Source organism: Ardenticatena maritima (assembly GCF_001306175.1).
Lineage (GTDB): Bacteria > Chloroflexota > Anaerolineae > Ardenticatenales > Ardenticatenaceae > Ardenticatena > Ardenticatena maritima.
Map to the genome: position 1 here is coordinate 230490 of NZ_LGKN01000006.1, position 25604 is coordinate 256093.

General features: G+C 60.5%; 24 protein-coding genes and 1 tRNA gene. 6 read left to right on the forward strand and 19 right to left on the reverse strand.

Annotated elements, in window-relative coordinates:
* Positions 1–7: 7 nt before the first annotated feature.
* The 4 genes from SE16_RS11845 to mraZ are packed head-to-tail and all read right to left on the reverse strand — an operon-like array spanning position 8 to position 3570.
* The gene (locus SE16_RS11845; protein ID WP_060687639.1) at positions 8–1789 is read right to left on the reverse strand and encodes a peptidoglycan D,D-transpeptidase FtsI family protein; all 1782 of its coding nucleotides are present in this window, start codon (positions 1787–1789) and stop codon (positions 8–10) included.
* 32 nt (positions 1790–1821) lie between these two features.
* Complete coding sequence (locus tag SE16_RS11850; protein ID WP_054494338.1) at positions 1822–2199, reverse strand: septum formation initiator family protein; 378 nt, start codon at positions 2197–2199, stop codon at positions 1822–1824.
* Between the two features lie 12 nt (positions 2200–2211).
* Positions 2212–3126 carry a 16S rRNA (cytosine(1402)-N(4))-methyltransferase RsmH gene (rsmH, locus tag SE16_RS11855; protein WP_054494341.1) on the reverse strand — a complete coding sequence of 305 codons (915 nt, stop codon included), beginning with the start codon at positions 3124–3126 and terminating at the stop codon, positions 2212–2214.
* Positions 3127–3129: 3 nt separating this feature from the next.
* Positions 3130–3570 carry a division/cell wall cluster transcriptional repressor MraZ gene (gene mraZ / locus SE16_RS11860; RefSeq protein WP_054494342.1) on the reverse strand — a complete coding sequence of 147 codons (441 nt, stop codon included), beginning with the start codon at positions 3568–3570 and terminating at the stop codon, positions 3130–3132.
* Positions 3571–3875: 305 nt separating this feature from the next.
* Between mraZ and SE16_RS11865 the strand changes: the two genes are divergently transcribed.
* Entirely contained in the window at positions 3876–5654 is a 1779-nt protein-coding gene (locus tag SE16_RS11865; protein WP_054494344.1) for an SLC13 family permease, read from the forward strand.
* A gap of 50 nt (positions 5655–5704) precedes the next feature.
* Positions 5705–6286: a hypothetical protein gene (locus SE16_RS11870; protein ID WP_054494346.1), complete on the forward strand. Its 582-nt coding sequence runs from the start codon at positions 5705–5707 to the stop codon at positions 6284–6286.
* Between the two features lie 77 nt (positions 6287–6363).
* Here SE16_RS11870 and SE16_RS11875 read toward each other — a convergent pair whose 3' ends face one another.
* Entirely contained in the window at positions 6364–7503 is a 1140-nt protein-coding gene (locus tag SE16_RS11875) for an acyl-CoA dehydrogenase family protein (protein ID WP_060687685.1), read from the reverse strand.
* Between the two features lie 49 nt (positions 7504–7552).
* Positions 7553–8179 (reverse strand): TetR/AcrR family transcriptional regulator, encoded by a 627-nt coding sequence (locus SE16_RS11880; RefSeq protein ID WP_054494347.1) that lies wholly within the window; start codon positions 8177–8179, stop codon positions 7553–7555.
* Positions 8180–8480: 301 nt separating this feature from the next.
* Between SE16_RS11880 and trxA the strand changes: the two genes are divergently transcribed.
* Positions 8481–9347: a thioredoxin gene (gene trxA, locus SE16_RS11885; RefSeq protein ID WP_054494349.1), complete on the forward strand. Its 867-nt coding sequence runs from the start codon at positions 8481–8483 to the stop codon at positions 9345–9347.
* A 57-nt stretch (positions 9348–9404) separates the two neighbouring features.
* On the opposite strand, the gene SE16_RS15835 is transcribed toward trxA, so the two are convergent.
* The 10 genes from SE16_RS15835 to SE16_RS11930 all read right to left on the reverse strand — a co-directional run bounded on the left by SE16_RS15835 (position 9405) and on the right by SE16_RS11930 (position 19419).
* Positions 9405–9500: transfer RNA gene (locus tag SE16_RS15835), tRNA-Sec, on the reverse strand.
* Between the two features lie 275 nt (positions 9501–9775).
* Positions 9776–10717 (reverse strand): NAD-dependent epimerase/dehydratase family protein, encoded by a 942-nt coding sequence (locus SE16_RS11890; RefSeq protein ID WP_152918241.1) that lies wholly within the window; start codon positions 10715–10717, stop codon positions 9776–9778.
* Between the two features lie 161 nt (positions 10718–10878).
* Entirely contained in the window at positions 10879–11349 is a 471-nt protein-coding gene (locus SE16_RS11895) for a helix-turn-helix domain-containing protein (RefSeq protein WP_054494353.1), read from the reverse strand.
* 183 nt (positions 11350–11532) lie between these two features.
* Positions 11533–12243, reverse strand: a complete 711-nt coding sequence (locus SE16_RS11900; RefSeq protein WP_054494354.1) for a hypothetical protein — start codon at positions 12241–12243, stop codon at positions 11533–11535.
* Positions 12244–12410: 167 nt separating this feature from the next.
* A complete protein-coding gene (locus tag SE16_RS11905) occupies positions 12411–13571 on the reverse strand; it encodes a cystathionine gamma-synthase (RefSeq protein WP_054494356.1) in 1161 nt (386 codons plus the stop codon).
* 27 nt (positions 13572–13598) lie between these two features.
* Complete coding sequence (locus tag SE16_RS11910) at positions 13599–15035, reverse strand: cystathionine beta-synthase (protein ID WP_054494358.1); 1437 nt, start codon at positions 15033–15035, stop codon at positions 13599–13601.
* Between the two features lie 59 nt (positions 15036–15094).
* On the reverse strand, positions 15095–16165 hold the full coding sequence (locus SE16_RS11915; protein WP_054494360.1) for a bifunctional phosphoglucose/phosphomannose isomerase: 1071 nt from the start codon (positions 16163–16165) through the stop codon (positions 15095–15097).
* Positions 16162–17034 (reverse strand): 16S rRNA (cytidine(1402)-2'-O)-methyltransferase, encoded by an 873-nt coding sequence (gene rsmI / locus SE16_RS11920; RefSeq protein WP_054494362.1) that lies wholly within the window; start codon positions 17032–17034, stop codon positions 16162–16164. Before rsmI ends, SE16_RS11915 begins: the two co-directional genes overlap by 4 nt.
* Positions 17035–17037: 3 nt before the next feature.
* On the reverse strand, positions 17038–18486 hold the full coding sequence (locus SE16_RS11925) for an RtcB family protein (protein WP_054494364.1): 1449 nt from the start codon (positions 18484–18486) through the stop codon (positions 17038–17040).
* Positions 18487–18513: 27 nt separating this feature from the next.
* On the reverse strand, positions 18514–19419 hold the full coding sequence (locus SE16_RS11930) for a CRISPR-associated ring nuclease (RefSeq protein WP_161804540.1): 906 nt from the start codon (positions 19417–19419) through the stop codon (positions 18514–18516).
* An 80-nt stretch (positions 19420–19499) separates the two neighbouring features.
* On the opposite strand from SE16_RS11930, the gene SE16_RS11935 reads away from it, so the two are divergent.
* From SE16_RS11935 to SE16_RS11945, 3 genes are all read left to right on the forward strand, one after another.
* Complete coding sequence (locus tag SE16_RS11935) at positions 19500–20657, forward strand: CRISPR-associated protein Csx3 (RefSeq protein ID WP_054494369.1); 1158 nt, start codon at positions 19500–19502, stop codon at positions 20655–20657.
* A 110-nt stretch (positions 20658–20767) separates the two neighbouring features.
* Positions 20768–21424 carry a protein disulfide oxidoreductase gene (gene pdo, locus SE16_RS11940; protein ID WP_054494371.1) on the forward strand — a complete coding sequence of 219 codons (657 nt, stop codon included), beginning with the start codon at positions 20768–20770 and terminating at the stop codon, positions 21422–21424.
* Positions 21425–21559: 135 nt separating this feature from the next.
* Positions 21560–22717, forward strand: a complete 1158-nt coding sequence (locus SE16_RS11945) for a DUF3179 domain-containing (seleno)protein (protein WP_054494372.1) — start codon at positions 21560–21562, stop codon at positions 22715–22717.
* A 41-nt stretch (positions 22718–22758) separates the two neighbouring features.
* On the opposite strand, the gene SE16_RS11950 is transcribed toward SE16_RS11945, so the two are convergent.
* The 3 genes from SE16_RS11950 to speB all read right to left on the reverse strand — a co-directional run bounded on the left by SE16_RS11950 (position 22759) and on the right by speB (position 25592).
* Positions 22759–23181 carry a YccF domain-containing protein gene (locus SE16_RS11950; RefSeq protein ID WP_054494374.1) on the reverse strand — a complete coding sequence of 141 codons (423 nt, stop codon included), beginning with the start codon at positions 23179–23181 and terminating at the stop codon, positions 22759–22761.
* Positions 23182–23330: 149 nt separating this feature from the next.
* The gene (locus SE16_RS11955; protein ID WP_060687642.1) at positions 23331–24632 is read right to left on the reverse strand and encodes a DUF3048 domain-containing protein; all 1302 of its coding nucleotides are present in this window, start codon (positions 24630–24632) and stop codon (positions 23331–23333) included.
* 63 nt (positions 24633–24695) lie between these two features.
* Positions 24696–25592: an agmatinase gene (speB, locus tag SE16_RS11960; RefSeq protein ID WP_054492516.1), complete on the reverse strand. Its 897-nt coding sequence runs from the start codon at positions 25590–25592 to the stop codon at positions 24696–24698.
* Positions 25593–25604: the final 12 nt, after the last annotated feature.

Consider the following 25604-nt stretch of genomic DNA (forward strand, 5'->3'; position numbering starts at 1 on the left):
ATGTGCTTCAACGTTGTGAAAGACGTAAGCGGTCTGGTGGGATGTTCATGTAGGTCAACAAGCGCCGCGCTAAACGCTGGAACGTCGGGGCGGCACTTTGCGACCCCCACCGAAATTCACCTTTGGGTTTGTCCAGTTTCACCAGAATCACGAACTGCGGGTCGTCCACAGGCGCATAACCGATGAAACTGGCAATGGTATCCTCTTTGTGATAGCCACCGGGAATGGGCACTTGCGCCGTGCCGGTTTTGCCGCCGATGCGATACCCGTCAATGAGCGCCGTGCGCGTTTCCAATTCCACCGCATCGGCAAGCAAGGTTTGCATGTAGTGCGCCGTGAAGGGGCTAATCGGTTGCCCGTCCACTTGCGGCTCAAATTCCAAAATGCGCCCATGGTCCACCACGGCGCGAATGAGGCGGGGGCGCACGAGATTGCCCCCATTGACGATGGCGGCAAAGGCGCGCGTCATCTGAATGGGGGTGACGGCAATGCCTTGCCCAAACGCATTGGTGCCCAAGTCGCTGGGATGCCACAAGCCATCGCCGGGGCGTTTCACCGCGCCCGCGGCTTCTTCGGGCATCCCGATACCGGTGGGCTTGCCAAAACCAAACGCATCCACATACGCCAAAAATTGCTCAACGCCCAACTGCGTGTTGATCCACGCCGTGGCGGTGTTGAGCGAATAGCCCAAAATCTGGCGCAAGTTGACGAGACCACGCCCTTTGCCATCCCAGTTTTTGATGATACGCCCCCCCACTTCGAGCGTGCCGGTATCGTTGAAGACCATATCCGGCTGAATGGCTTCGGCGTCGAGCGCGCTGGCAACCGTAATCACCTTGAACGTTGACCCCGGCTCATACTGTTCTGAAATCGCGGGGTTGATGAAGCGTTCAGCGGGCACGTTGGCGTACTCGTCGGGGTTGTAGGATGGCCAATTTGCCATCGCCAGCACGTCGCCCGTCTTGGGGTCCATGACGATAATGGTGCCGCTTTCCGCGCCGTACATTTCAATGGCGGCTTGCAACTCCTGTTCCGCCATGAACTGGATGTTGCGGTCAATCGTGAGCACCAGGTCCACGCCTTCGCGCGTGGGGACAAACACGCGCGGCCCCAATTTGACTTCCTCAGCGACCGTCTCACTCACCACACGGCAAAGCGGGGGCGAACATGGGACCTCTCCGCCTTCCAGCCAATCCGCAAAGGTGCGCTCCAAGCCGTAGCCCTGGCGGTCGAGGTTGACGAAGCCGACCACGTGCGCCGCCAATGCCCCATTGGGGTGCGAACGCAAAATCACCGGCTCGATGACGAATGCCGGCGTTTCCATGTTCGCCAACGTGTGCCCCACGGTGTAGGGCACCATGCTGGCAATGCGCACATAGGGTTCGTCGCGTGTGAAGAGCGCTTGCAATTCTTCCTCCGAGCGTCCAATCAACGGCGCGACTTCCGCCGCCAGTGCTTCCGGGTCTGCGATTAGGTTGGGCGAGACGCCGATGTTGTAGCGCGTGGTGTCAATCGCCAGCAGGTAGCCGTTGCGGTCGCGAATGGTGCCACGCGGGGCTTGTTCCGCCTGTTCAACCCGCGCCAATGGGCGCAACGCCAGCACCGCTTCGCGTTCCAGCACCTGCCAGTAGAAAAGACGCCACGCCAGCAATGTGAACACCCCCGCCATCACCGCCAGCATCACGTACATGCGGCGCTGACGTGTCGCCACCAGCGCCGCGAGGCGCTCGGTGTCTGTTGCTTCATCTGGGTTGGATGATGGGCGGTGCCACCGTTCATATTGAAACATACCGACGCTCTACCCCGCCGATTGGATGACCGTCATGGCGTTTGCTCGCTCTGGTTGGCGGGTTCTGCTGGAAGCACGAGATACTCAGCCTCGTACACGGGCACATAGCCGTTTTCACGGGCAAATTGCAACACGTGTTCGGGGCTTTCCAATTCGGCAATCTGGCGTTCCAACTCACGGTTGGCTTCTTGCAGCTGGATGTATTCGCGCTCCATTTTTTCGATGTCGAATTGGGTTGTGGCCACCTGGCTCACTTGCGCCAGGTAGAGGAAGAGCAAAATGCCGATGAGCACGACCAACAACAACGCCCGCTGCGCGGTCTCACCCGAAAACGCGCTCAAACGGCGCACAGGGCGCGTTTGCTGCACACGCCAGACAGATTCACGCATCAAACGGCTTTCAGATGCCATACGCCCTCGCTCTCACAGTTTTTCCACAACTCGCAACTTGGCACTCCGCGCACGCGGATTGCGTTCAATCTCGGCGGCGGTGGGGACAATCGGCTTGCGCGTCACCAGCCGCACACGCGCTTTGTGCCCACATTCGCACACCAGCACATGGGGCGGGCACAAGCAATCGGTGGCTTCTTGCTTGAAAAAGTGCTTCACAATGCGGTCTTCAAGTGAGTGAAACGAGATGACCGCCAGCCGCCCACCCGACCGCAACAGCGCAATCGCCTGCGGCAAAACGGCTTCCAACGCGCCTAACTCATCATTGACGGCGATACGCAAGGCTTGAAAGGTGCGTGTCGCTGGATGAATGCGTTGCCCACGTCGCCGCCCGACCGTTTTCTCAATCAGGTCGCCGAGTTCACGGGCGGTGCGAATCGGGCGTGCCTGGACAATGGCGCGCGCGATACGCCGTGAGCGACGCTCTTCCCCATAGCGATAAATCAGGTCAGCCAATTCATCTTCGGGAAGCGTGTTCACCAGGTCGGCGGCGGTGAGCGGTGCGTCGGGGTCGAGCCGCATATCCAGCGGTGCATCGGCGCGAAAAGAAAGCCCCCGCGACGGGTCGTCTATTTGCAACGATGAGTACCCCAAATCGAGCAAGATTCCATCAACACCAACAAACCCGTGCGCTTCGGCAACGTCTCGCAAAAAACGAAAATTCCGCCGCACCAGCACCACACGTTCACCAAAGCGCGCCAACCGCTGCGCGGCGGTTTCCAGCGCCGTCGGATCCTGGTCGAGCCCCAACAGTCGCCCATCCGGCGCTGAACGTTCCAGAATGCCTTCGGCATGCCCGCCAGCCCCGACCGTGCCGTCAATGTACGCGCCGCCGCTTTTGGGTTGTAAAGCATCAAGCACTTCGGCATACAGCACTGGCTGGTGCATACGTCAGATACCAAAATCGGCCAGGGCTTCGGCCATCTGTTCCAATTGCGCGTGCTGGGCGGCTTTGAACGCTTCCCAACGCTCGGGCGACCAGATTTCGATGTGGTCACCCACCCCTACAATCACCACTTCGCCATCCAGGTCGGCGTAATCGCGCAGGTTGTCGGGCACCAGCACACGCCCCTGTTTGTCCATCGAACCATCAACCGCCTGGGAGAAAAAGAGCCGCATCAAGGCGCGGGCGTTCGCCATCCCCACAGGCAGGCTGGAAAGTTTTTCGGCAAAGCGTTCCCACCCCTCGCGGGTGAACCCCCACAAACACCCTTCCAGCCCAATCGTGAGAATAATGCCGGTGTCGAAGGCATGGCGAATCTTGGCCGGAATCACTAACCGGCCTTTACTGTCAATCGAGTATGCAAATTCGCCCAAAAACTGTGTTTTCATTTTCGGAACATCCGTTCTACAATATTCCCCACCGGCATAGGGGGTTGACCATCAAAACGCCCCCTTTTCTCCCACTTTCTCCCACTTTTCCCCACTTTCGTGCCCATTCTACACCACTTTGTACCCATTTGCAAGTGATTGACAATAAAAAGTCGGAAAATTTAAGAATAGAGCACACGCCCCGGTGGCTATGTCGCGAAGGGGCACTCTGACACACATCAGGGGGAATGTTCGACGCGAGCGCATTCATCAAGTAAGATGAGCGCACGAAAGAAGCGAGTGGCGAACAACCGGCAGGAGCCGTCATGAGCATCGAACATGTTTGGGTGCTGAGCATTCTCGCGCTCACCATTGCGCTCTTCCTCAGCGAACGGGTGCGCATTGACGCCGTCGCCCTGCTTGTTATGGCGCTCTTGGTGGGAAGTGGCGTCCTTACGCCGAGGGAAGCCATTGCAGGCTTTGCCAATCCAGCCACGGTGACAGTTGCCGCTATGTTCGTGCTCAGCGCCGGGCTTCAACGCACAGGGGCGGTGAACACGCTGGGGCAACGCCTCTTCTTCTTCAGCGGGCAAAGCGAACGCCGCATGCTCTTCACCATTTTGGCGGTCACGGCGCTGATTTCGGGCTTCATCAACAACACCGCCGCCGTGGCGGTCTTTTTGCCCATGGTGTTGAAAATGAGCCGCGACGCGGGCATTAGCCCCTCGCGCATCCTCATGCCGCTCTCGTTCGCCGCCATGATTGGCGGCACGACCACCCTCATCGGTACATCCACCAACATTCTGGTCAACAGCATTGCGGTTGCCCATGGTCAACCTGGGTTTGGGCTGTTCGAGTTCATGCCCTTGGGGCTTTGCGCGATTCTGCTGGGCATTCCGTATCTCATTTTTGTGGCACCCCGTTTGTTGCCCGAACGCCAACCCCCCACAGGTGTGCGCAGTCGCTACGCGCTTCGCGAATACATGACCGAAGTGCAACTGCTGGAAACGTCGCCGCTTGTAGGGCTTTCGGTCGAAGAAGCCCAAATCGCCACCGATTTCGACATCACAATCGTGGACATTTTGCGCGAAGTTGATGAAGTCCGCTTGCCGGGGGTTACCCGCCGCCTGCTGGCGGGCGACGTATTGTTGGTGCGCGCCAACATTGAAACGCTCGTCAGGCTCAGCCGCAGCGCCGGCTGGCACTTGCTTCCGAACGCCAAAGGCGCCGACAACCTGGGGCGCGATACGTCGCACATCATGGTCGAAGCGGTTTTGGCACCGCATTCGCATTTGATTGGCGAAAGCCTGCGCTCGATCAATTTCCGCCACCGGTACGGGGTGCTGGTGCTTGGCATCCAACGCCATGGGCAAGCCATTCAGGAACAGCTTGCCGATGTGGTGCTCCAACCCGGCGATGTTTTGTTGCTCTACGGCGAACGTCACGATGTGGAGCAACTCTACCAATACCCCGAATTCATCGTGTTAGGCGAAGTGCCGGCACAGTTTCAGCGCCCCGAAAAAGCCCCGCTGGCGGTGCTCATTGTGACGCTCGTCATTCTCGTTGCCGCCCTCAACTGGATTTCAATCACAGGGAGCGCGATCCTGGGCGCCGTGGCGATGATTTTCACCGGCGTCTTGAAGATGGAAGAAGCTTACGACAGCCTCGATGAGCAAGTGCTGGTCATGCTGGCGGGCTTGCTCTCGTTAGGAACGGCGATGGAGACAACCGGAACGGCGGCGTTCTTGGCGCAAGCCACGATTTCACTCGTCCAGCCGTGGGGACCCATGGCGATGGTGGGGGCGTTTTACCTGCTCACTTCTGTACTTACACAGTTTATGTCAAATAATGCCACCGCCGCGTTGATGACGCCTGTGGCGCTCGCCGCCGCCCAGCAAATCGGCGCCAACCCGAAAGCGTTGCTTGTGGCGGTCGCGTTTGCATCATCATCCGCCTTCATGACGCCGGTCGGCTACCAAACCAACACCATGGTGTATGGGCCCGGCGGCTATCGTTTCACCGACTACGTGCGCACAGGCGGCATTCTCAACGTGCTCTTTTTGATTTTGGCTATACTTGTGATTCCAGTCATTTGGCCATTCTGAACAGCAACGTTGGGGAACAACTTCGCCGGTACGCCAAGGAGGGAAAACCCATGCCGAACAAACCCTTACCTGCGGACAACGTCGTGACGGTCTATATCGCCGCCGCCGATGACGTGGCGAGCGAACGCGACGCCTTGGCGCGCATGATTGCTGAACTGCCAGTGACGCTGGCGTTTCGCGTCGAGCAATCACCAGCCGAGGGTCCCATAGACCAGGAGGCCCTGACCGAAGCCGATTTGTTCATCCTGGTGCTGGGGCACGATATTCGCGCCCCTGTGGGGCTGGAATGGCGGCTGGCGCGCCGCGCACGCCGCCCGATGGTGGTGGCGGTCAAAACCGGTGTGTCGCGCACACCCGCCGGGCGGGAGTTTTTGCACACGCTGGATGTGCCCTACGCCACCTATCAAACCACAAGCGACCTGGTGCGCCTGGTGCAGCAACGTTTGGCGCGCCGTCTGCTGGAAGAAGGCGCACGCTTGCACCTGCGCGAGAGCGAGCAAGTCGCCTTGCAGCAGATTGTGCAAGAAGAGGGGGATACGACGAGCGCAGGGGGGCGCGGAGAAGCCGCCGAGAGCGCCGTCATCCTTTCGCGGGAGCGTTTTCGCCCCACTGACGGGAAAATCGTCGAATAAGCCCACCGACAAAAGCACAACAGGGCGACGCAGTCGCGTCGCCCTGTTGCGAACAGGAAGGAGGTGCCCCTCTCGGTTTAGCGCCCCTTGACAAGCTCGCGGACGATGATGTTGCGTTGAATTTCGCTGGTACCTTCGTAAATCTGGAAGACCTTGGCGTCGCGCATCAGCTTTTCGACGGGGTATTCCTTCATGTAGCCGTACCCACCGAAAATCTGCACGGCGTCGGTCGTCACCTTCATCGCCGTATCAGCGGCGAACGCCTTGGCAAACGACGCAAACTTCGTGTTCGGCGTCCCCTGGTCAAGCAGCCAGGCCGCGCGCCACGCCAGCAAACGCGCCGCTTCGATGTTCATCGCCATATCGGCCAACTTGTGCCCCACCGCCTGGAACTTGTAGATGGGTTGGCCAAAGGCTTCGCGCTCCTTGGCGTAGTTGATGGCTTCTTCCATCGCACGGCGCGCCAAGCCCACCGCAGCCGCAGCCACACCTGGGCGGCTGGCGTCAAACACCTTCATCGCAATCAAGAAGCCGGCGCCTTCGGGACCAATGCGGTTTTCTTCGGGCACAACCACTTCCTCGAAGGTCACTTCGGCCGTATCGCTGGCGCGCTGCCCCATCTTGTCGAACTTCTTGCTGACGCTCACGCCTTCGCGGTCGCGTTCGACGACGAAGCAGCTCACGCCCATGTGCTTCTGCGACTTGTCGGTGTAGGCAAACACCACGTAGAAGTCGGCCACGCTGGCGTTGGAGATGAACGTCTTGGTACCGTTGATGACGTATTCATTGCCCACCTTGCGCGCGGTGGACTGCATGCCCGCCACGTCCGAACCGGCGCCCGGCTCAGTCACACAGTAGCTCGCCATTGCGCCATCCACCAACGAGCCGAGCCACTTCTTCTTCTGCTCTTCCGAACCCGCCACGATGATGGGAATGGAAGCCAGGTTGTTGATGTTCAGGGCGGTGCTGATACCCGTGCAGCCCCATGCCAGCTCTTCGCCAATGAGCGCTTCTTCAAAAGCGTGCAACCCACCCCCGCCATATTCAGCAGGAATGTTCGTGTTGATCAGGCCGACTTCACGCGCTTTCTTGACGATGTCCCAGGGGAATTCGCACGTCTCATCGTAGTGCGCCGCCACCGGGACGATTTCATTGGCGGCAAAATCATGCGCCATTTCGCGGAGCATTTTCTGCTCTTCGCTCAGGTGGAAATTGATACTCATGGCATCCTCCTTGGTTTTGACAGCCGTTGTTCTTGCACCACCATCACGCCTCGTGCTCGCGCGAAGCCAGCAGGCGTGTGCGTTCCTCCGGATTGGTCAGCAGCCCCCCCAGCAACATATCCACAAAAATGTCGCCAATTTGCTGAGGCGTCAGCCGCCCTTGCGGGTTGTACCAGCGATACGTCCACGAGACCATGCCAAGCAAGCCAAAGAGGGTGATTTGGGTATCCAGACGGCGAAAAACGCCCGTTTGCATGCCTTCTTCCAACACCTGGCGAATCAGCCCTTCGTATTGCAGGCGCAATTCGTCGATGGGACCACGCCGCTCCGGCGGCACCGACTTCATCTCATGCAGAAAAACCGCCATGAAGTCAGCGTGTTCAGCAATGGCAACGGTGGTGCGCCGAATAATCTCCGCCAGTTTTTGCTCCGGCGGCCAATCTTGTTCGGCAACGGGCAACACTTCTTCGAGCAAGCCGCGCACACCCCGTTCCATCAATTCGAGCAACAGCGCTTCTTTGCTTTCAATGTGGTGGTAGAGGCTCCCCCGCAAGATGTCGAGGGCTTCGGCAATATCCTGCATAGACGTGGCATGATAGCCCTTGCGCGCAAACAGGTGCGCAGCGGCTTGCAACAGTTCATCTCGGCGGGTGCGTGGTATCTCGCTCATGGTGCTTACCAATCAAACGATTGTTTGGTTGAAGTGTATCACAAAGCCCACAAGGTGGCAAATCCGCCACACACACGCACTATTCTCATGAAACTCTCAGCAACTCTTCATCGCTTTCTCATGAAAGCCTTTTACACTGTGGCGTGCACGCAACAAAAGGTTGCACCTCCTCCTTCTGTGTGTGCAGTGATGAGGCCGGTCGAGCGGGGCGACCGGTCTCATCGTTTTTCTCCGCGCTGTTTGGCGTTTTGTCTGCTTCTCCGTACAATAGCCGCAAAATATGAATACAGGGGGGGAGTGTATGGGAAACGCACCGTATGTGATTGATGTCAACGAGCAGGATTTTCAGAGCAAGGTACTGGCGAAGTCATACGAGGTGCCTGTTGTTGTGGATTTCTGGGCGCCCTGGTGCGGACCATGCCGCATGTTGGGACCTGTGCTGGAACAACTGGCGGAAGAGTTCGGCGGGCGCTTCATTCTGGCGAAGGTGAACACCGACCAAAACCAGGGGCTGGCGATGCGCTACGGGATTCAGGGCATCCCGGCTGTCAAAGCCTTCCGCAATGGGCAAATCGTAGCCGAGTTTGTGGGCGCGCAGCCCAAGCCTGTGGTGCGCCGCTTCATCGAACAGTTGATTCCTTCGCCCGAGGATGAGAAAATCGCCGAAGCGCAGCGCCTGGCGTCGCAAGGGTTTGATGAGCGCGCCGAAGCCTTGTTCCGCGAGGTGCTTGAGCACAATCCCGACCACTGGGATGGCGCGCTGGCGTTTGCCACATTCTTGGTCAATCGTGGGCGTTTTGACGAGGCGCGCGAGGTGCTGGCGCGCATTCCCGAAGAAACGCCACAGGGGCAACGCGCTGCGCAACTCCTGGCGGAGATTGCTATCAAGGAGCAGGTGGCGCAAGGTCCCGGCGAAGATGAATTGCGCGCCCGCCTGGCGGAAAACCCCGGCGATGTGGAAGCCCACTTTGCGCTTGCCAGCCTGCTGAGTGCGCAGGAACGCTATGACGAAGCGCTTGCTGAGTTTCTGGAAGTGGTGAAACGCGACCGTTCATACAAAGATGACGGCGCGCGCAAAGCCATGCTGGCGATTTTCGAGAAACTGGGCGATGACCACCCATTGACGCAAAAATATCGCTCGCAACTGGCGATGTTCCTCTATGCCTGACCGTCTCGCCAGAACAGAACGAAAAAAAGCGGCCCATGGGCCGCTTTTTTGTTGCCACGGGAGCGGATGGGAGTCGAACCCACCGGGCCCGGCTCAGCGCCGCGCCCCACCGATTTTGAAGACCGGGGGCTCCACCGGGAACCAGCCGCTCCCACGCTTCCAGACAAAAGCGCCTGCAAAGTCATGCAGGCGCTTGCCGCTCGGATTATTCAGCACGGCGGAACAAGAACCAGACGGAAAGCCACCCTTCCACCAGCATGAAAATCAAGAAGAGAATGACGGCAATCAAGGTTTCCATGAGACGCTCCTTGTCATGATACGTTCTCAACACACTGCGGGCACATTCTACAAAGAGCGCGGGGGCTGTCAATTCAACAAAAAGCGGCGGCACATGCGCCGCCGCTTGCCTTTGTTCACACGTCGGTGTTTCAGGAGCGCCACGGCATGACCACGGACTCATCGAACAGCCAGCGCTCGCCACGCAACGTGTCGAGGGCGAGCACGGGAGCGTCGTAGGTAAGCCCCAAGGCGTCTCCATGGTCGAGTGTGGTGGTGTGCAAAAGGGGAGGGTGGTCGTGCGGCGCCAGAAGCCCGCCCCCATTCCGACGTGCAGAGAGCATAAGCGGGATGAGCATATCGAACGCAAGCGTCTGCTCGGCATTGCTGATGACGTACCGCTGCCCTGGGCGACCGCGGATGAGCGCCTGCCAGATGGCTTCCACAGCCGTCTCCAAGGTGAGCAGATGTACGCGCCGCGTTCCCGCATCGTGGGGGATGGGCTGCGACGCCAGCCAAGCGCGCAACGCTGAATGCTGTGTCAATGTTGGCGGCACAATGGTTGCCAGGTTGAGCACGATGGACGGAACGCCCTGATGATAACCGCTGAAAACAATTTCCTCGGCAAGAAAACGGCTCATCACGTAGTGGCTTGGACGCAGGTCGGGGGTCGGTTCGTGCAGTGGGGTTTGCAAAGCGGCGGAAAGGGTCGCCAGCGTGCTGACCAGCAAAAACCGCCCCACACCGGCGGCCTGCGCCCCCCGCATCAACGTTTTTGTGCCGCGCACATTGGTTTCAAAAAGGCGTTGGGGGGCTTGTTCGTCCATCGTTGCCGCGAGATGGATCACCGCATCGCAGCACGTCAGCGCCAGCCGGCACCCATCCACCTCCAACCGCGCCAGATTGCCCACCACAGGGGATACCCCCATGGCGCGCATCTGGTTCGCCTGGTCGGGCGTGCGCACTAACGCATGCACTCGCACACCTTCGCGCAACAAACGCTGGACGAGCGCCGCACCGAGCATACTTGTTGCGCCCGTGATAAAGACTTCGCGTACATGCTGTCTAGTCGTCAACGTATGCCAGGTATGCATGACCACCTCGGAATCCTTGAATGGGGCTTCGACTGCTTCGACTGTACCAATGCTCTATGAACAGGGCATGAAGACCTGTCCCACGCCGCTTACAGCATCTTCACCATTCAGACAAAAAACCGCCCACACGGGGCGGCTTTTCGCACTATTGCCTTTTCCGCTTAGGGTCGAATCCACGCATAGTAGGCGGGAAAGGAGCGGTAGTTCACACCAGCGCTTTTGAGAATCTGGCGCACATATTCGTGGCTAATGCTCTCCACAATACCTTGTTGAACAGCCACCTCCGCCAACTTGTGCAACGTCCAGCGGGTGAACGGCAAGCCCAACTCGCGCGGTGGGGTCATGGCCAGTTGCACGATGGCTTGCTTCTGTTCCTCGGTAAAACGGGGGGGCGCACCACCTGAGCGGGGGCTAATCAGCCCTTCCACGCCCTGCTTGTTGAAGCGATGAATCCACTTGCGCAGGTTGGTTGGGTGAGCATGCAACACACGCCCAATTTCGGGGACGCGGTAACCTTCGTGCGAGAGCAAAATGATTTGCGCGCGATGACGCAAATCGGGGTCATCACCAGCCGCCCACTCGCGCAAGATGGTCTCTTCTTCGGGGGTCAATGCGCGAACATACAAAGCCATGCGGTCCTCCTTTCGCATCTTTCACTCCAAGGGCCTGTCCACAGGGTAGGAGTGCCGCATGTATGCCACGTGAAAGATTTCAAAAGGGGCGGTGATGATTTTTTCAAGAAAGAAGCAGGTGAGAGAGGAAGAAGCGCAGCGTGCGGCACACGTTCGCCGTGTACCGCACGCCGTCTTTCAGTGTCAGGACGTTTGGGGGGTGAACACGGTTTGGCGGTCGAGTGAGATGTTGCTGATGAGATACCCGCTAAAAATGAAGAGTACAGCCAGTAACTCGCTCAACCGGAACAGCCCCGGTCCACCCAAAACGCCGATACTGTGCGCACTCGCGGCAACAAGCCCGCCAATGGCAATCAGTCCAACCCCCACGGTGCGGCTCTGCCCAAAGGCGCTGTGGCGCAGTTTCCAAACGGAGTAGAGCGCACTCCCGACAAACGCAATCGTGCCCAAAATGTTGCTGATGACGATGAAAATACGCACGGGAATGAAGGGGAAGACTTTGGTTTCGACAAAGCCCAATGTATCGGTGTGCGTGAGCAGCGAGGCGTCAATGGGGTGGGTGAAAATAAGCGCGCCGCCAATCGCCGAAAGCAAAAAGACAACCGCCAGGAACGCCCACGCCGCACGACGCGGCGCAACCAGGAAGACCGACCCAGCCCCTAACCACGCGGCAACCATCAACGCCCCGGTGGCATAGTAGAGGCGGTAGGTGAACGGCGTCCAGACGCCGGCGATGGTGGCGATGACTTCCGCCGAGACAGCCACCGTCCAGATGAGCAGGGCAAACGCCCACAAAAGTTGATGTGGCTTGCGGCGTTCGAGCCACTGGCGCAAGACCAGCCCGGTGAACAGCATGCTCAGCAGCACGTCAACCATCGAAAGAAGTAATGCCATGCGTTGCCTCCTTCTTCACCCCAGCCAGCCATGGATGGATGAAGTTTGCAAAAGTTGAGCGCGCGCCAGTATAGCATTTTGCGTAGGTTTGCAAAACGCCCTTGGCGACAAAAAAGAAAAACGCCCGCCGGGTGTTCCCCAGCGGGCGCTCGCTTTTTCCCCCACGATTAGATGGTTGCGAGTGCTTGTTCGAGGTCGGCAATCAAATCATCCACATGCTCAATCCCAATGCTGAGCCGCACAAGCGAATCGCCAATCCCCAGCGCGGCGCGTCGTTCAGGCGGCAGGCTGGCATGCGTCATGATGGCGGGGTGCTCAATCAGGGATTCCACGCCCCCCAAACTTTCCGCCAATGTGAAGAGCCGTACCGCGCTGAGAAAGCGGCGCGTGCCCTCCAAATCGGTATCGAGCAGGGCGGTGACCATGCCGCCAAAGCCGCGTTGCTGGCGCACCGCCAGTTCGTGTTGGGGATGGCTGGGCAAGCCGGGGTAGTAGACACGCCGCACTTTGGGGTGCGCTTCCAGCCATTCGGCAATCCGCATGGCGTTCGCCTGGTGGCGGTCCATGCGCACATGCAAGGTTTTGATACCGCGCAGCGTCAGCCAGCAATCCATAGGACCAGGGACAGCGCCAACGGCGTTCTGCAAGAATTTGAGCCGCTGGAAAAGGTCCTCATGATTGGTGACAATCGCACCACCCACCACGTCGCTATGCCCGTTGAGGTACTTGGTGGTGCTATAAAGCACCATGTCCACGCCAAATTCCAGCGGGCGCTGGAAATAGGGGCTGAGGAAGGTGTTGTCGCATACCACCAGCGCCCCCGCCGCGTGCGCTTTTGCCGTCACCGCCGCCAGGTCCACGATTTTCAGCAAGGGGTTTGTGGGCGTCTCGACCCACACAATGCGCGTGTTGGGCTGCAACGCCGCATCCAGATTGTCGGGGTTTGTCATGTCCACATACGTAAAATCCAGCCCGAATTGGCGGAGCACTTGCTCGAACAAGCGCACCGTCCCGCCGTAGAGGTCGTCCATCGCCACCACATGGTCGCCTTCGCGCAACAGCATCATGATGGTAGTGATGGCGGCCATGCCCGACGCAAACGCCAGCCCGTAGCGTGCGCCATCGAGCGAGGCGAGGTTGGCTTCGAGTTTGTGGCGCGTCGGGTTGTCGGTACGCGAATACTCGTAGCCTTTGTGTTCGCCCGGCGCACGTTGCGCGTAGGTGGATGTTTGAAAGATGGGGGGCATCACCGCCCCCGTTGTCGGTTCGGGCGATTGCCCCCCGTGAATGGTCAACGTTTCAATGTGCAGGTTCGTTTCGTCACGCATAGGTGTCTCCTCATCGAGACTGCGGGATTAGCGCAGTTGTTTCGCCATGTAATCAATCAAGTCAATCTTGGTGAGAATGCCCGCCACTGTGTTGTCGCTGTTGACGACAACCACCACATTCGACTGCACAAAGGCTTCGGCGAGCGCGTCAACGCTCGTTTCGGGTCCCACCAGCGGCACGTTCGTGGAGATGATGTCCTCGATGGTTTCATCGCGGGCGTGTGTGTGCGTGGCGCTCAGCAAGTGTTCCAGCAAATCCATTTCGCTGACCACGCCAAGGTAGCGCCCTTCTTCATCCACCACCACCACTTGCGAGATGTCGTACTGCTTCAACTTGCGGATGACGTCCACTTTGCGCTCTTTGGGCGTGGCGGTAATCACTTCCTGGTCGCCTTTCAACGCCAACACATCCACCACACGCCCTTCACCCAGCAAACTGTAATCGAGGAAGCGGTTTTCGCGCATCCAATCATCATCAAAAATCTTGCTGAGGTAGCGCGACCCACTGTCGGGCAGAATGACTACAATCACATCGTCGGGTCCTGCTTCACGCGCCACCTGCAACGCCGCCCAGACCGCTGAACCGCTGGAACCGCCGCAGAACAAGCCTTCTTCGCGCACCAGACGGCGCGTCATGAGAAAACTGTCGCGGTCGGTCACCTGGATGACGCGGTCAATGTAGTCAAAATCGAGCGTGCCGGGCAGAATATCCTCGCCGATGCCTTCCACCTTGTACGTGTGGGCGGGCGGTATTTCACGGGTGTAGAAGTAATCATGCAAAATGGAACCAATGGGGTCCACACCAATGACCTGAATGTTGGGGTTCTGTTCTTTGAGATACTTGCCCGTGCCGGTAATGGTGCCCCCTGTGCCCATGCCGGCGACAAAGTGGGTGATGCGCCCCTCCGTGCCTTCCCAAATTTCGGGACCGGTTGTGTAGTAGTGGGCGATGGGGTTGGCGGGGTTGTAGTACTGGTTGGCGAGAATGGCGTTCGGCGTTTCTTCGACAATTTGCTTCGAGACGCTGTAATAACTGCGCGGGTCATCCGGCGCAACCGCCGTTGGCGTGATCACGACACGCGCCCCGAAAGCGCGCAGCAGGCGGATTTTTTCCTCGCTCATCTTGTCGGGCATGACGAACACAGCGCGGTAGCCCTTGACTGCGGCGGCAATCGCCAGCCCAACGCCCGTGTTCCCCGACGTTGCTTCGACGATGGTGCCACCGGGCTTCAACAAGCCGCGTCTTTCGGCGTCTTCCACAATGGCAATCCCAATGCGGTCTTTGACCGAGCCGCCGGGGTTCATGAATTCACATTTGGCGAGCACGGTCGGTTTGAGCCCACGCGTGACTTTTTTGAGTTTGACGAGCGGCGTGCGCCCAATCGTATCGAGAATACTTTCATACACCCCATGCGGCAGGGTGCCCGTCGGCGGCAGCCAGACGGGTTCCGTCACTTTCAACATGGCAAGCCTCCTTGCTTGAATTTCATATCATTCGCCGTCCTGAACGCTTGGCAACGTTTTCATGCCTTCGCCAATTCGCCTTTCAAGTACGCAATCGCTTCAACCGGCGTGGGATCCACCCCGTTGAGCATTGCCTGGTAATAACTCACGTAGTCCCCCAGCCAGATCAACGCGAGCATTTCCGCCAGCGGGGTTTCGGCGGACACATGCACATCACGTTGGGGAATGCCTTCGCGCTCCACCAGTTCGCGCGTAATCTCAAAGCGGCGCGTATTGCGTGGGTGGTAGAAGGGCGAGCGCAGGTTGGTGATGCGCAAGTGGGGGAGCAGCGTTTTGGGATAGGGCAAGCCCACGACGACGTTGTGGTTCAATTCGGGGATTTCGTTCCAGACCGCCCAGGCTTTGCTGTTTTCGTTGATTTGGGTAGTCCAGCGGCGGGCGACCGCGCCCAAATGCTCCGCCCCAAAGATGACGGGCAACCCCTCGGCGTACCAGACCGCCAGTTGCTTGGCGCTGTTTTCCTCGGTGGGAACGTCAGGTTGCCAGCCGCTTCCCACGTCTTCCAGGTGGCGGACCGCCGCCATGAGTGTCTCGGTGGGGTCGGCGATGAAGCCCAGGCGGCTCAACACGCCCAGCAACAGCGTGAAACTGTACCCCAAAGCGGCGCGCGGTTGCGCTGCGTAGGCGAAACTGACGAGCGGCACACGCGCCTCGTTGGCTTCGCGCGCCAGTTGCCCGCCCGTGGTGATTGCCAGGCGCTGTGCGCCCCGTTCCGCGGCGGCGCGCCACCCGCTCAGCGTTTCTTCGGTGTTGCCGCTATAACTCGAAGCAATCACCAGCGTGCGCTCGTTGACCCAGCCGGGGAGCCCGTAGCCACGGTGCACCAGCACGGGCACGCGGCCGGTCTCTTGCACCAGCCCCGCCACCAGGTCGCCCCCGATGGCGCTGCCCCCCATGCCAAGCACCAGAACGGCGTCCACCTGCTCGCCCAACGCTGAGGGAAGCGCCGTGTTCTGCACAACATTCCAGGCGGAAAGGATTTGCTGCGGGAATTCCGCAATGCGTGCGAGCATGTTCTCAGGGTCGAGTGTGGCGAATTGCTCCGGCGTATCCAGAATGGTTGTCTTCATGGTTCTGTTTCCTCCTCGGTTTCGTCTTCTTCGGGCGTCATGCGCAACCATGCGGCATAGACTTCGTCGCGCGGCCAGCCCGACAATCGCGCCACTTGCTTGACGGCGCGCGCCCCTGTGATGCCCTCGGCGGCGAGACGGCGCAACGCTGTTTCGACTTGTTCGCGCGTCCACTGTTGCGGCTCGGTCGCCTCTTGCGGTGCGGCGCCTTCCACCACCAGCGTGATTTCGCCACGCGGCGGCGTTTCGCGCACCATGTTCACCGCCTCGGCGAGTGTACCGCGCCAAAAGGCTTCATGCAATTTGGTCAATTCGCGTGCGATGACAATGCGCCGCTCTCCGCCCAGCACGGCGACCATGTCGGCAAGGGTGGCCGCCAGGCGGTGCGGGGCTTCGTAGAAGATGAGCGTATGCGGCCAGTCCGCCAGGTCGCGCAGGCGTGCGCGGCGTTCTTCCGCCTTGCGGGGCAAGAAGCCAAAGAAGGCAAACGCCTCTGTGGGCAAGCCGCTCGCCACCAGCGCGGCAATCAGCGCCGACGGTCCCGGCACCGGCGAGACGGTGTGGCCGGCTTGTACCGCCGCCTGCACCAATTCGGCGCCGGGGTCGCTGATGCCGGGCATGCCGGCGTCGGAGACGAGCGCCACGTCGCCGCGCGCCAGGGCGTCGAGAATGGCGGGGAGTTTGGTGAAGCGGTTGTGTTCGTGATAACTGGTGAGCGGCGTGTGAATGTCATAATGCGCCAAGAGTTTGCGCGTGTGGCGTGTATCTTCGGCGGCAATTAACTGCACCTCACGCAGAATGCGCAAGGCGCGCAAGGTGATATCTTCCAGATTGCCGATGGGTGTCCCGACAATGTAGAGCGTGCCCACACCTCACCCCTTGATGACGGCGAGCGGTTCCAGCCGCGCCACTTTGCGGGCAATCCCCGCCTTTTCGACCACGTCCACCACTTCGACCACATCTTTGTAAGCGAAGGGGGCTTCTTCCGACAAGCCGCGCAGACTGCCCGCCCGCACGACGATGCCGCGCTTTTCCAGTTGTTCGCGCAGGGTGTTGCCGCCAATGGCTTTGCGCGCCTGGCGGCGGCTCATGTGGCGACCAGCGCCGTGGCAACTACTGCCAAACGTGTGCAGCATGGCGTCATTCGTGCCGACCAGCACATAACTCGCCGTCCCCATAGAACCGGGCACGAGCACCGGTTGCCCGACATGGCGATAGTCGGCGGGCACTTCGGGGCGTCCTGGACCAAACGCGCGGGTTGCACCTTTGCGGTGCACGCAGACCGTGCGCTGCTCGCCGTCAATTTCGTACTGCTCAATTTTGCCGATATTGTGCGCCACGTCGTACACCTGGCGCACTTCCCACGGCAAGCCTTCACGCAAGAAGACATCCTCAAAGGCGCGGCGCACCTGGAACGCGAGCATTTGGCGGTTAGCAAAGGCAAAGTTCGCGCCGCACCGCATGGCGGCAAGGTAGTCGCGCCCTTCGGGCGTGTTGAGCGGCGCGCAGACCAGTTCACGGTCGGGGAGCACGATGCCGTATTTGTGGACGGCGCTCTGGAATGCGCGCACGTAGTCGGTGGCGATTTGGTGGCCATAACCGCGCGAACCGCAATGGATTTGCACCACCACTTGCCCTTCAAACAACCCAAACGCCGCGGCGGCGGCGCCGTCGTAAATGGTGCGCACCACATCAACTTCCAGGAAGTGGTTGCCGGCGCCGAGTGTGCCCAACTGCTCACGCCCGCGATCACGCGCTTCTTTGCTCACCGCGCCGGGGTCGGCGCCTTCAATGCACCCACCTTCTTCGGTATGCAGCAAATCGTCCTCATCGGCATAGCCGTTTTTCAAGCACCAGCGCGCCCCTTCAACGGCCACCCGTTCGATTTCTTTCTTGGAAAGCGGGAAGTGCCCGCCACGCCCTACACCGCTGGGGCAATACTGGTAGAGCAAGGTCGCCAAATCTTCAAGATAGGGGCGGGCTTCGTCTTCGTGCAGGTCGGATGCCAGCAAGCGCACGCCGCAGTTGATGTCGTATCCAATCCCGCCCGGTGAGATGACGCCGTCGGGCAACGCCGTTGCCGCCACGCCGCCAATGGGGAAGCCGTAGCCCTGGTGAATATCCGGCATGGCGATGGCGTATTTTTGAATGCCGGGCAATGTGGCGACGTTGATGAGTTGTTCCAAACTGCGGTCGTGGAGCACCTCATCCAGCAAGGCTTCGCTGGCGTAGAGGCGTGCAGGAACGCGCATATCGGCGCGGTAGTCGGCGGGAATTTCCCACAGGTATTCGCTCAGGCGCTGCAAATCACTTTTCCGCATACTTTCCCCCTTCTCAAAATCAGCCCTTCATTCCTGAATGCGCCACGTCACATACTCCTGACAAAAGACGCCAAAGTAATCCACCAGATGGTGGTAGCGCAAATCGTGGTCTTCCGGCAAGTTCCAGGCGTTGCGCACATGCTGGAAAATCTTGCGGCGGTGCGAGTTGACGGTGTTTTCCGAGAGATGCAACCGCGCCGCAATCTCCGCTGTGCTCAACCCTTGCGCATAGAGCACGAGGACATCGCGCTCGCGCTGTGTCAGCGCCTCCCACACCTGTTCACACCGTCGGCGCTCCACACTATCCAAAATGCTCCGCTGGCGGCGCAAAATCTCTGCGCTCGACTGGTCGTGCGCGGTTGTCGGCAATGGGAAGGTGCGCCCCAACGCCAGGAACGGCACTTCAACCAGATGCGCCCCATCTTCGGGACGCGGGTGCAACCGCCCTTCTTCCGCAACCGCCAGGCGCACCTCGCGCGGGGTGAAGACATGCCACACCTTGTCGGTCTGATGCAGGGTGAACATGGCGGCGCTCAACGCCAACGCCCCCAACAAGCGGGGACCACCCGCCACCAGCAGATGCACGCGGCGATGCTGCGCCTTGTACGCCCTGAACAGGTCAACGAACGTGCGCCAAACGGCGTCGGCGTCTTCCGCGTTGGCAACAGCGCGCAACACGCGCCGCCCATCCGCCAGGGGGTGCGTGTGCAAGCGCATGGGATACCCGTTGTACAAACCATGCCGAAAGGCGTCCGCCAGCACGTCGAGCGAGCGCGCAATCCGCGGGTCTTCTTCTGACAGATGCACCAGCACGACGTCGGCGGGATGAATGCCCGCCCGCAAAAACAAATCCAGCGCAAAGGTGATGACCTGTGGTTTGCCGCCGAGTGTGGCAATGAGGACGTCGCCGGGTTGTTGCATGGGTTCGCTCACCGCATTCGTGGTTGTCTTTTGGCGTGTATGTTGTAGCATACAGCGCGCAAAGTTGGCAATCAGACCCACAGGAGCGAACGATGCCGACGAACTACCCCGCTTTCCTCATCGGCGGTCCACCTCACAGCGGCAAATCCATCTTCTCGTACCGGTTGAGCCAGTTGTTGCGACGGCAACAGGTGCCGCATTACCTGCTGCGCGCCGCCCCCGACGGTGAGGGCGACTGGACACGTGAAAGTGAAGCGGCGCTGGCGCGCGCCCTGCGCGACAAACGCCCCTACGAAGCGCGTTTTGCCGAACGGGTGGCGCGCGTGCTGGCGAGCCGCCCGCAACCCTTTTTGGTGGACGTGGGCGGCAAAATCACACCGGAGCAGGAAACCATCGCCCGACACTGTACGCACGCCATTCTGGTGAGCAACAACGAGCAGGATTTGCAGGCGTGGCACGCATTTGCGCGACGCATGGGCTTGCAGGTGGTGGGACTGTTCCACTCGCGCCTGGACGCCAGCGACGCGCGGTGTGGAAGCGGGACGCCCTTCGAGGCGGTGATCAACCTGCGGGAGAAAGTGCCTGTGGCGGCTGAAACGGTGCTCGCCGAGTTTGCGCGCCAGGTGGCGGACATCATCGGGCTGTCGGCGGACGCCATGCGCGAGATTCACTTTGAGATCCTTCCCGACAAGGCGGCGCGCATTCTTGACGTGGAACGCATATCGCCCCGCTGGGACCCCGCCATGCTGCCCCGCCTGCTCGCGGAAGCGGTGCTCCCCGCCCGCGACCATCAGGCGCTCGCCCTCTACGGTCGCGCGCCCAACTGGGTGTACGCCGCCGTCGCCGCCGCCGCCCCAACGCTTGCCTGGCAATTTGACGCGACGCTGGGATGGCTGCCCGTGCAGGCGTTCGCCATGACAGAAGACGAGTCGCCGCATGCCCCCATCGAGTACTCGCTCACCATCGAATCAAGCGGCTGGCAATGGCTGCGTACACGCCCCAAACCGCCGTTCATCGCGCAACACGAAATCCCCCACATCACGTTGCCGACAGTGCCGCCCATGTTTTCTCTGGTGCTGGAAGGGAAAATGCCCCACTGGTTCTATGTCGGCGCAGCCCGCACCTACGCCGCCCATCTCTCCCGCGTGGCGGTCTTTCAGGCGCAAGGCAGTGGGCTGGTGGTGGAAATCTTCGGCAACGAGGTGGGGCGCGTGCACAACCTGCGCCACCCGTTCACCAGGCAGGCTTGAAAAGCGCCATTTTGCGGCAATTTCCACTTTTCGCAGGCGGAAAATGTAACCTTTTGGCCTCTCACTGCATCTAAAGGAGTGAACAGATTCATTCAGTGGGAGGAAAAACCATGCCGAAAATTTCAGCCAAAGACCGTGCGTATCTGCAAGAAGCGTTTGCGTCGTTGACCCAGCCGGTCACGCTCTTGCTCTTCACGAGCAAAGAAGCGTGCCCCTACTGCAACGATACGCGCGAAATTCTGGAAGAACTCGCCGAACTCTCTGACAACATTACCGTGGATGTGCGCGATATGGCGGAACACGCCGCCGACGCCGAAGCCTACGGTGTGGATAAAGCCCCCGCCACCATCGTGCTGGGGAACGGTACCGATTACGGTATCCGCTACTACGGCATTCCAGCGGGCTATGAATTCGCCTCGCTGGTCGAAGACGTGCTCATGGTGGGGCAGGGGCAGAGCAAGTTGAGCGAAGCGACCAAAGAAGCGTTGCGCAACTTGCAAAAACCCGTGCACATTCAGGTGTTCGTCACGCCGACATGCCCGTACTGCCCGCAAGCCGTCTCGCTGGCGCACCAAATGGCGTTTGAAAGCCCGCTGGTGCGCGCCGACATGGTCGAAGCGATGGAATTTCCCGAACTCGCCGACCGCTACAACGTGATGGGCGTGCCGCGCATCGTCATCAACGAAGATTGGCACATCGAAGGCGCTGTGCCCGAAGAATACATGCTGCAAGGCGTGCTCCAGGCGGTCGGCGAAGCCGTTGCCTAACAGAGCGGCTTCCGCGACTTGGTGCCCTCCTGTGCAAACGGTCCCGCGCTGATGCGGGGCCGTTTTGCATTTGGCGCAAGGTCGCCACAATTCAAACCCGGTTCAACCCAAACAAGCAACTGAGGATAGGCACCTATGCGCCAAACTCTGCTTTCGCTGGTTTTCATCCTGCTCACGCTTGCCGCCTGCGGGGAACGCCCTGCGGCGTCCCCGCCTGCACCACCCCCCATCCCCACGCTCGACACCAGCCGCGCCGCCGTCCCGCTGGACGAGATTGTTTTCGACCTTCTCCACCCCATCAACCAGCGCATACCGCTCAGCCAAGCGTCGCCTGAGTTGCGCGCCGCCGCCTTTGACGCGGTGCCGCCGCTCTACGAAGACGACCTGGCGTTTGAAAGCCACGACGCCGCCCACTGGTTGGCTGACGATGACATTGTGATTGGCTACGCCAATGCCGCGGGGGCGTGGGCGTTCCCCTTGCGCATTCTGAACTACCACGAACTCATCAACGCCACCCTGGGGGGCGAGGCGGTGCTGGTCTCGTATTGCCCACTCTGCTACAGCGGCGCGGTGTTCAGCCGCCGACTGCCCGATGGGCGCGTGCTGACGTTCGGCAACAGCGGCGCGCTCTACGCCAACGACGCCGTGATGGTAGACCACGAGACGGGTTCGTACTGGTATCACATCGCGGGGGAAGCCATTGTAGGACCGCTGACGGGCACGCAACTGGATTTGTTGCCCAGCAACACGCTCACCTGGCGCGAGTGGCGCGCACAGCACCCCCAGACATACGTGCTGGCACGCCCCGCTTTCGACCGCCCCTACGATTTCGACCCCTTCCTGGGGCTTGCCGACCTGGTGCGCCTGCACAACAACGCACTGCCGCTTGAACGCACGCCGCAAGGGGTGCGCATGCCCACCGCCCAACCTGTGCTGGTGCTCAACCTGGGCGACCAGTGGCGCGCCTACCCACTTCCACGAAGCGAAACGCCGCTGGTCTGGCAAGATTCGTTCGCCGAGCACACCGTCGCCGTCTTCATCACCCAGCAAGCCGGCGCTCCCGTCGCCCGCGCCTACGACACCCGCCTTGACGGGCGCACGCTCACCTTTGAGGTGGACGGCGACGCCTGGCGGGACCGTGAGACCGGCTCGCGCTGGACGTTCGAGGGGCGTGCGACAGAGGGCGACCTGGCGGGACGCACGTTGCGGCTGCTTTCGGAGCGCACCACGCATTGGTTTGTGGCGGTGGCGTCTGTGCCGACCATCCAGGTGTTCGTGCCTGAAAACGAATGAGGGGGCACGTTGCATGTGCCCCCTCATCGCCCCGTGCGCGATTAGCGCCGTTGAAGCGTGGCAATCGTCGGCGTCAGGTCGAACATCCAGAAGCCCAGCGGCAAGCCGATGATGGTCAGGCACAAGGCGTAAGCGACTTCAATCCAGAGCGCGCTCAACCACCAACCCACTAACACGAACCAGATCGCCCGCACGATGAAGGGGCGCTGTGGTGTGTCGAGCGCGACGTGCCGCCCTTGTTCGACCAACACGCGGCGCGGCGGCTGGCGCAACGCCATCACGGTGGGCACGCTGTTGAGCATTTTCGCCCCCAGCGGGATGCCTACGATGGTGAGCATGGCAATCCACGCCAACCCAACCCAGATTTGCCCAAGCCACCATCCAATGAACGCAAACCAGAGCACTTGCCACAAGCACCCTGGGCTGGTACGCACTTCGATGATGCCCTCTCGTGTTTCTGTCATGGCAACGTCTCCTTTCTGAATGCAGCACACCCGTTTTCTCTACTGCTCCATCCGCGTTCAGGTTGCGCCAAAGGGAATGGCGAAAACAACACGTGCGACGCATGGCGTTCTGCGTCGCACGTGTTCACCACATGGTTGCGTTCTGTGTTTCACTCCGAGAGGGAAACATCCATCCCTGTGGGCACAATCTGCACCCACAAGGGTCCCGGCTTGAACGGAAAGATGGAGCCATCGGGGGCGATGGGGCGAATGAGGACATTCTCGCCTTCACGCCGCCATGTCACGTCGTAGGCGCGCCCATCGCGCACCACAATGCCCTTTCCTTCGCCCCACACTTTGAAATGGAGCGATTTGTTGCCCAACGAGTCTTCCACAATCGGCGTGACGGTCATGTCGGCGAAGACGATAAAAATCGTCGCGGCGGAGAGTTGTGTGCCGGTTGTGCGGTCAATGTGGGGCGTGTCGCCTTGGTAGCGCAGGTAGCGCCCGCTCTCGGCGTCGTAGCGGTAGGTGACCACGCTCGACGTGCCCGGCGAGTAGGGAATGATAACCGTCCGCGCCGGTCTGCCGCCGTCGGGGGGTGTGGCGTCGAATTGCCAACCGCGCAAGGTGCGCGAGGGGCGTTGTTCGCCAATGCTTTCGGCAAATTGCCAGAGCCGCGCTGCGGATGTGTACGTGCGCAACCATGACACCGCCGCTTGGTCGGCGGGGATGCGGTAGAAGGCGTTATGCCCCAGCCATTCGTCAATGTTGGCGCGGTTCCACGGCGATGAAAGAATCATGTCCGTCACGGGTTGGCTCGCGCCAACGTGCACCAAAATGGCGTCGAGCATGGGCCAGAGTTGCAGGTCAATCAAGCGGGCGCTCCGCACGGGACCGATAACTTCGGGTGTTTGACACAGGAAAGTGGCGGTGAAGCGCGTGATGCCACCTTCGGCGAGGGTTTCCCACACCACATCGGCAAACGCCAGCCCCGATTGCGGGCGTCCCTGTGGCGAGTTGTCAATGCGCACGTTGAGCGGCCGCCGCTGCAAAACGGCGGGGTCGTCCACCGGCACGCCCGTCAATGGGCATACGCCATCGGGTGGCGCGGGCAGGCTCTGCACAAACTCGTCGGGCACAGGGGCGGGGGGATGCGGCACATCAAACTGCGTGTGAATGTACTCGTACATTCCGGGCGGATACGTGCGCCCCGTTTCAGGCACAGTTTGGGCGGGGGTTGTGGGGCGGGGCGGTGGATTGGCAATGTAATCGGGTGTGGGCGTTGGTTCCGGTGTCGGGGTTGGGCTGGGTTCAGGTGAAGGGGTGGCGGTGGCAGTCGCTTCCGGCGGCGGCGTGTTGGTGGGCGCGAGCGAGAGTTGATTGCCTTCCTCGGATGAATCACTGTTGCCGCACGCCATCAGCAAGAACGCGAACACCGACAACCATATCCAGCAACGCAAGCAACGCATGACACCTCCTTTTGGCAATGGGGGTGTGGGTGCGCTCCCCACACCCCCACGTTGGACACTCGGTTATGCTTTCATCAACACGTAGTTCATCGTCTTGTAGAGCAGTTTCGCCACGGCAAAATCCGCCATGTGCAGCCCGGCGCGCGGTGAAAGCTCGACGCAGTCCACGCTCACCACGTCGGCGGCTTCGGCAACCGTGCGCACAATGGCGAGCGTCTGATACCACGTCAAGCCGCCGGGTTCGGGCGTGCCTGTCGTGGGCACGATGCTGGGGTCCAGCCCGTCCACGTCAATAGTCAGGTGGACGCGCTTGCCGCGCACACGCTCAGCGAGCTCATCCAGCGTTTGCTGCAAGGGGCGCATATGCACATCTTCGGCGAACCAGACCCGCACGCGCTCCTCGCGGCGAATCACGTCCATCTCTTCGGTGCAGACCGAGCGGATACCGAGCTGCAACACCTCGCCATAGCCCGCGTCCAGCACACGGCGCGCCACACAGGCGTGGCTGTAGGGGCTTCCTTCAAACTCATTGCGCAAATCGGCGTGGGCGTCGAGCTGCACCATTGTCAGCGGTTCGCCATACACCTGCGCCACCCCTTGCATGACGCCCGCGGTAATGGTGTGTTCCCCCCCCAGCACAACCAGCAAGCGCCCCGGTTGGGCGTACATTGCCACGGCTTCGGCAATATCGGCGACCATGGCTTCGGGCGAGGCAAAATTGGGCAACAAGGCGGGCAAGGTATGCACGCCGTAGTGCAAGGCGGGCTCGTCGTCAAATTCGCGGTCGTACAACTCCACCTGTGCGGACGCTTCGAGAATCGCCGCGGGTCCACGGCGGGTGCCCGCCTCATAGCTCACGGTGGCTTCGTAGGGAATGGGCAAGACAATCGCGCGCGCTGTTTCCAGGCGCGTGTATTCCTCAGGAAGCCCCAAAAAATTCGGGTGTAGAAATTCAGGCATGGTGCGCCTCCC

Coding starts and splice junctions, on each gene's coding strand:
- SE16_RS11845 (WP_060687639.1), bottom strand. CDS start 1,789: ATGTTTCAATATGAACGGTGGCACCGCCCATCATCCAACCCAGATGAA.
- SE16_RS11890 (WP_152918241.1), bottom strand. CDS start 10,717: ATGCATACCTGGCATACGTTGACGACTAGACAGCATGTACGCGAAGTC.
- pdo (WP_054494371.1), top strand. CDS start 20,768: ATGCCGAAAATTTCAGCCAAAGACCGTGCGTATCTGCAAGAAGCGTTT.
- mraZ (WP_054494342.1), bottom strand. CDS start 3,570: ATGAAAACACAGTTTTTGGGCGAATTTGCATACTCGATTGACAGTAAA.
- speB (WP_054492516.1), bottom strand. CDS start 25,592: ATGCCTGAATTTCTACACCCGAATTTTTTGGGGCTTCCTGAGGAATAC.
- SE16_RS11865 (WP_054494344.1), top strand. CDS start 3,876: ATGAGCATCGAACATGTTTGGGTGCTGAGCATTCTCGCGCTCACCATT.
- SE16_RS11955 (WP_060687642.1), bottom strand. CDS start 24,632: ATGCGTTGCTTGCGTTGCTGGATATGGTTGTCGGTGTTCGCGTTCTTG.
- SE16_RS11905 (WP_054494356.1), bottom strand. CDS start 13,571: ATGCGTGACGAAACGAACCTGCACATTGAAACGTTGACCATTCACGGG.
- SE16_RS11950 (WP_054494374.1), bottom strand. CDS start 23,181: ATGACAGAAACACGAGAGGGCATCATCGAAGTGCGTACCAGCCCAGGG.
- SE16_RS11935 (WP_054494369.1), top strand. CDS start 19,500: ATGCCGACGAACTACCCCGCTTTCCTCATCGGCGGTCCACCTCACAGC.
- SE16_RS11870 (WP_054494346.1), top strand. CDS start 5,705: ATGCCGAACAAACCCTTACCTGCGGACAACGTCGTGACGGTCTATATC.
- SE16_RS11880 (WP_054494347.1), bottom strand. CDS start 8,179: ATGAGCGAGATACCACGCACCCGCCGAGATGAACTGTTGCAAGCCGCT.
- SE16_RS11900 (WP_054494354.1), bottom strand. CDS start 12,243: ATGGCATTACTTCTTTCGATGGTTGACGTGCTGCTGAGCATGCTGTTC.
- rsmH (WP_054494341.1), bottom strand. CDS start 3,126: ATGCACCAGCCAGTGCTGTATGCCGAAGTGCTTGATGCTTTACAACCC.
- SE16_RS11850 (WP_054494338.1), bottom strand. CDS start 2,199: ATGGCATCTGAAAGCCGTTTGATGCGTGAATCTGTCTGGCGTGTGCAG.
- trxA (WP_054494349.1), top strand. CDS start 8,481: ATGGGAAACGCACCGTATGTGATTGATGTCAACGAGCAGGATTTTCAG.
- SE16_RS11915 (WP_054494360.1), bottom strand. CDS start 16,165: ATGAAGACAACCATTCTGGATACGCCGGAGCAATTCGCCACACTCGAC.
- SE16_RS11925 (WP_054494364.1), bottom strand. CDS start 18,486: ATGCGGAAAAGTGATTTGCAGCGCCTGAGCGAATACCTGTGGGAAATT.
- SE16_RS11910 (WP_054494358.1), bottom strand. CDS start 15,035: ATGTTGAAAGTGACGGAACCCGTCTGGCTGCCGCCGACGGGCACCCTG.
- SE16_RS11945 (WP_054494372.1), top strand. CDS start 21,560: ATGCGCCAAACTCTGCTTTCGCTGGTTTTCATCCTGCTCACGCTTGCC.
- SE16_RS11895 (WP_054494353.1), bottom strand. CDS start 11,349: ATGGCTTTGTATGTTCGCGCATTGACCCCCGAAGAAGAGACCATCTTG.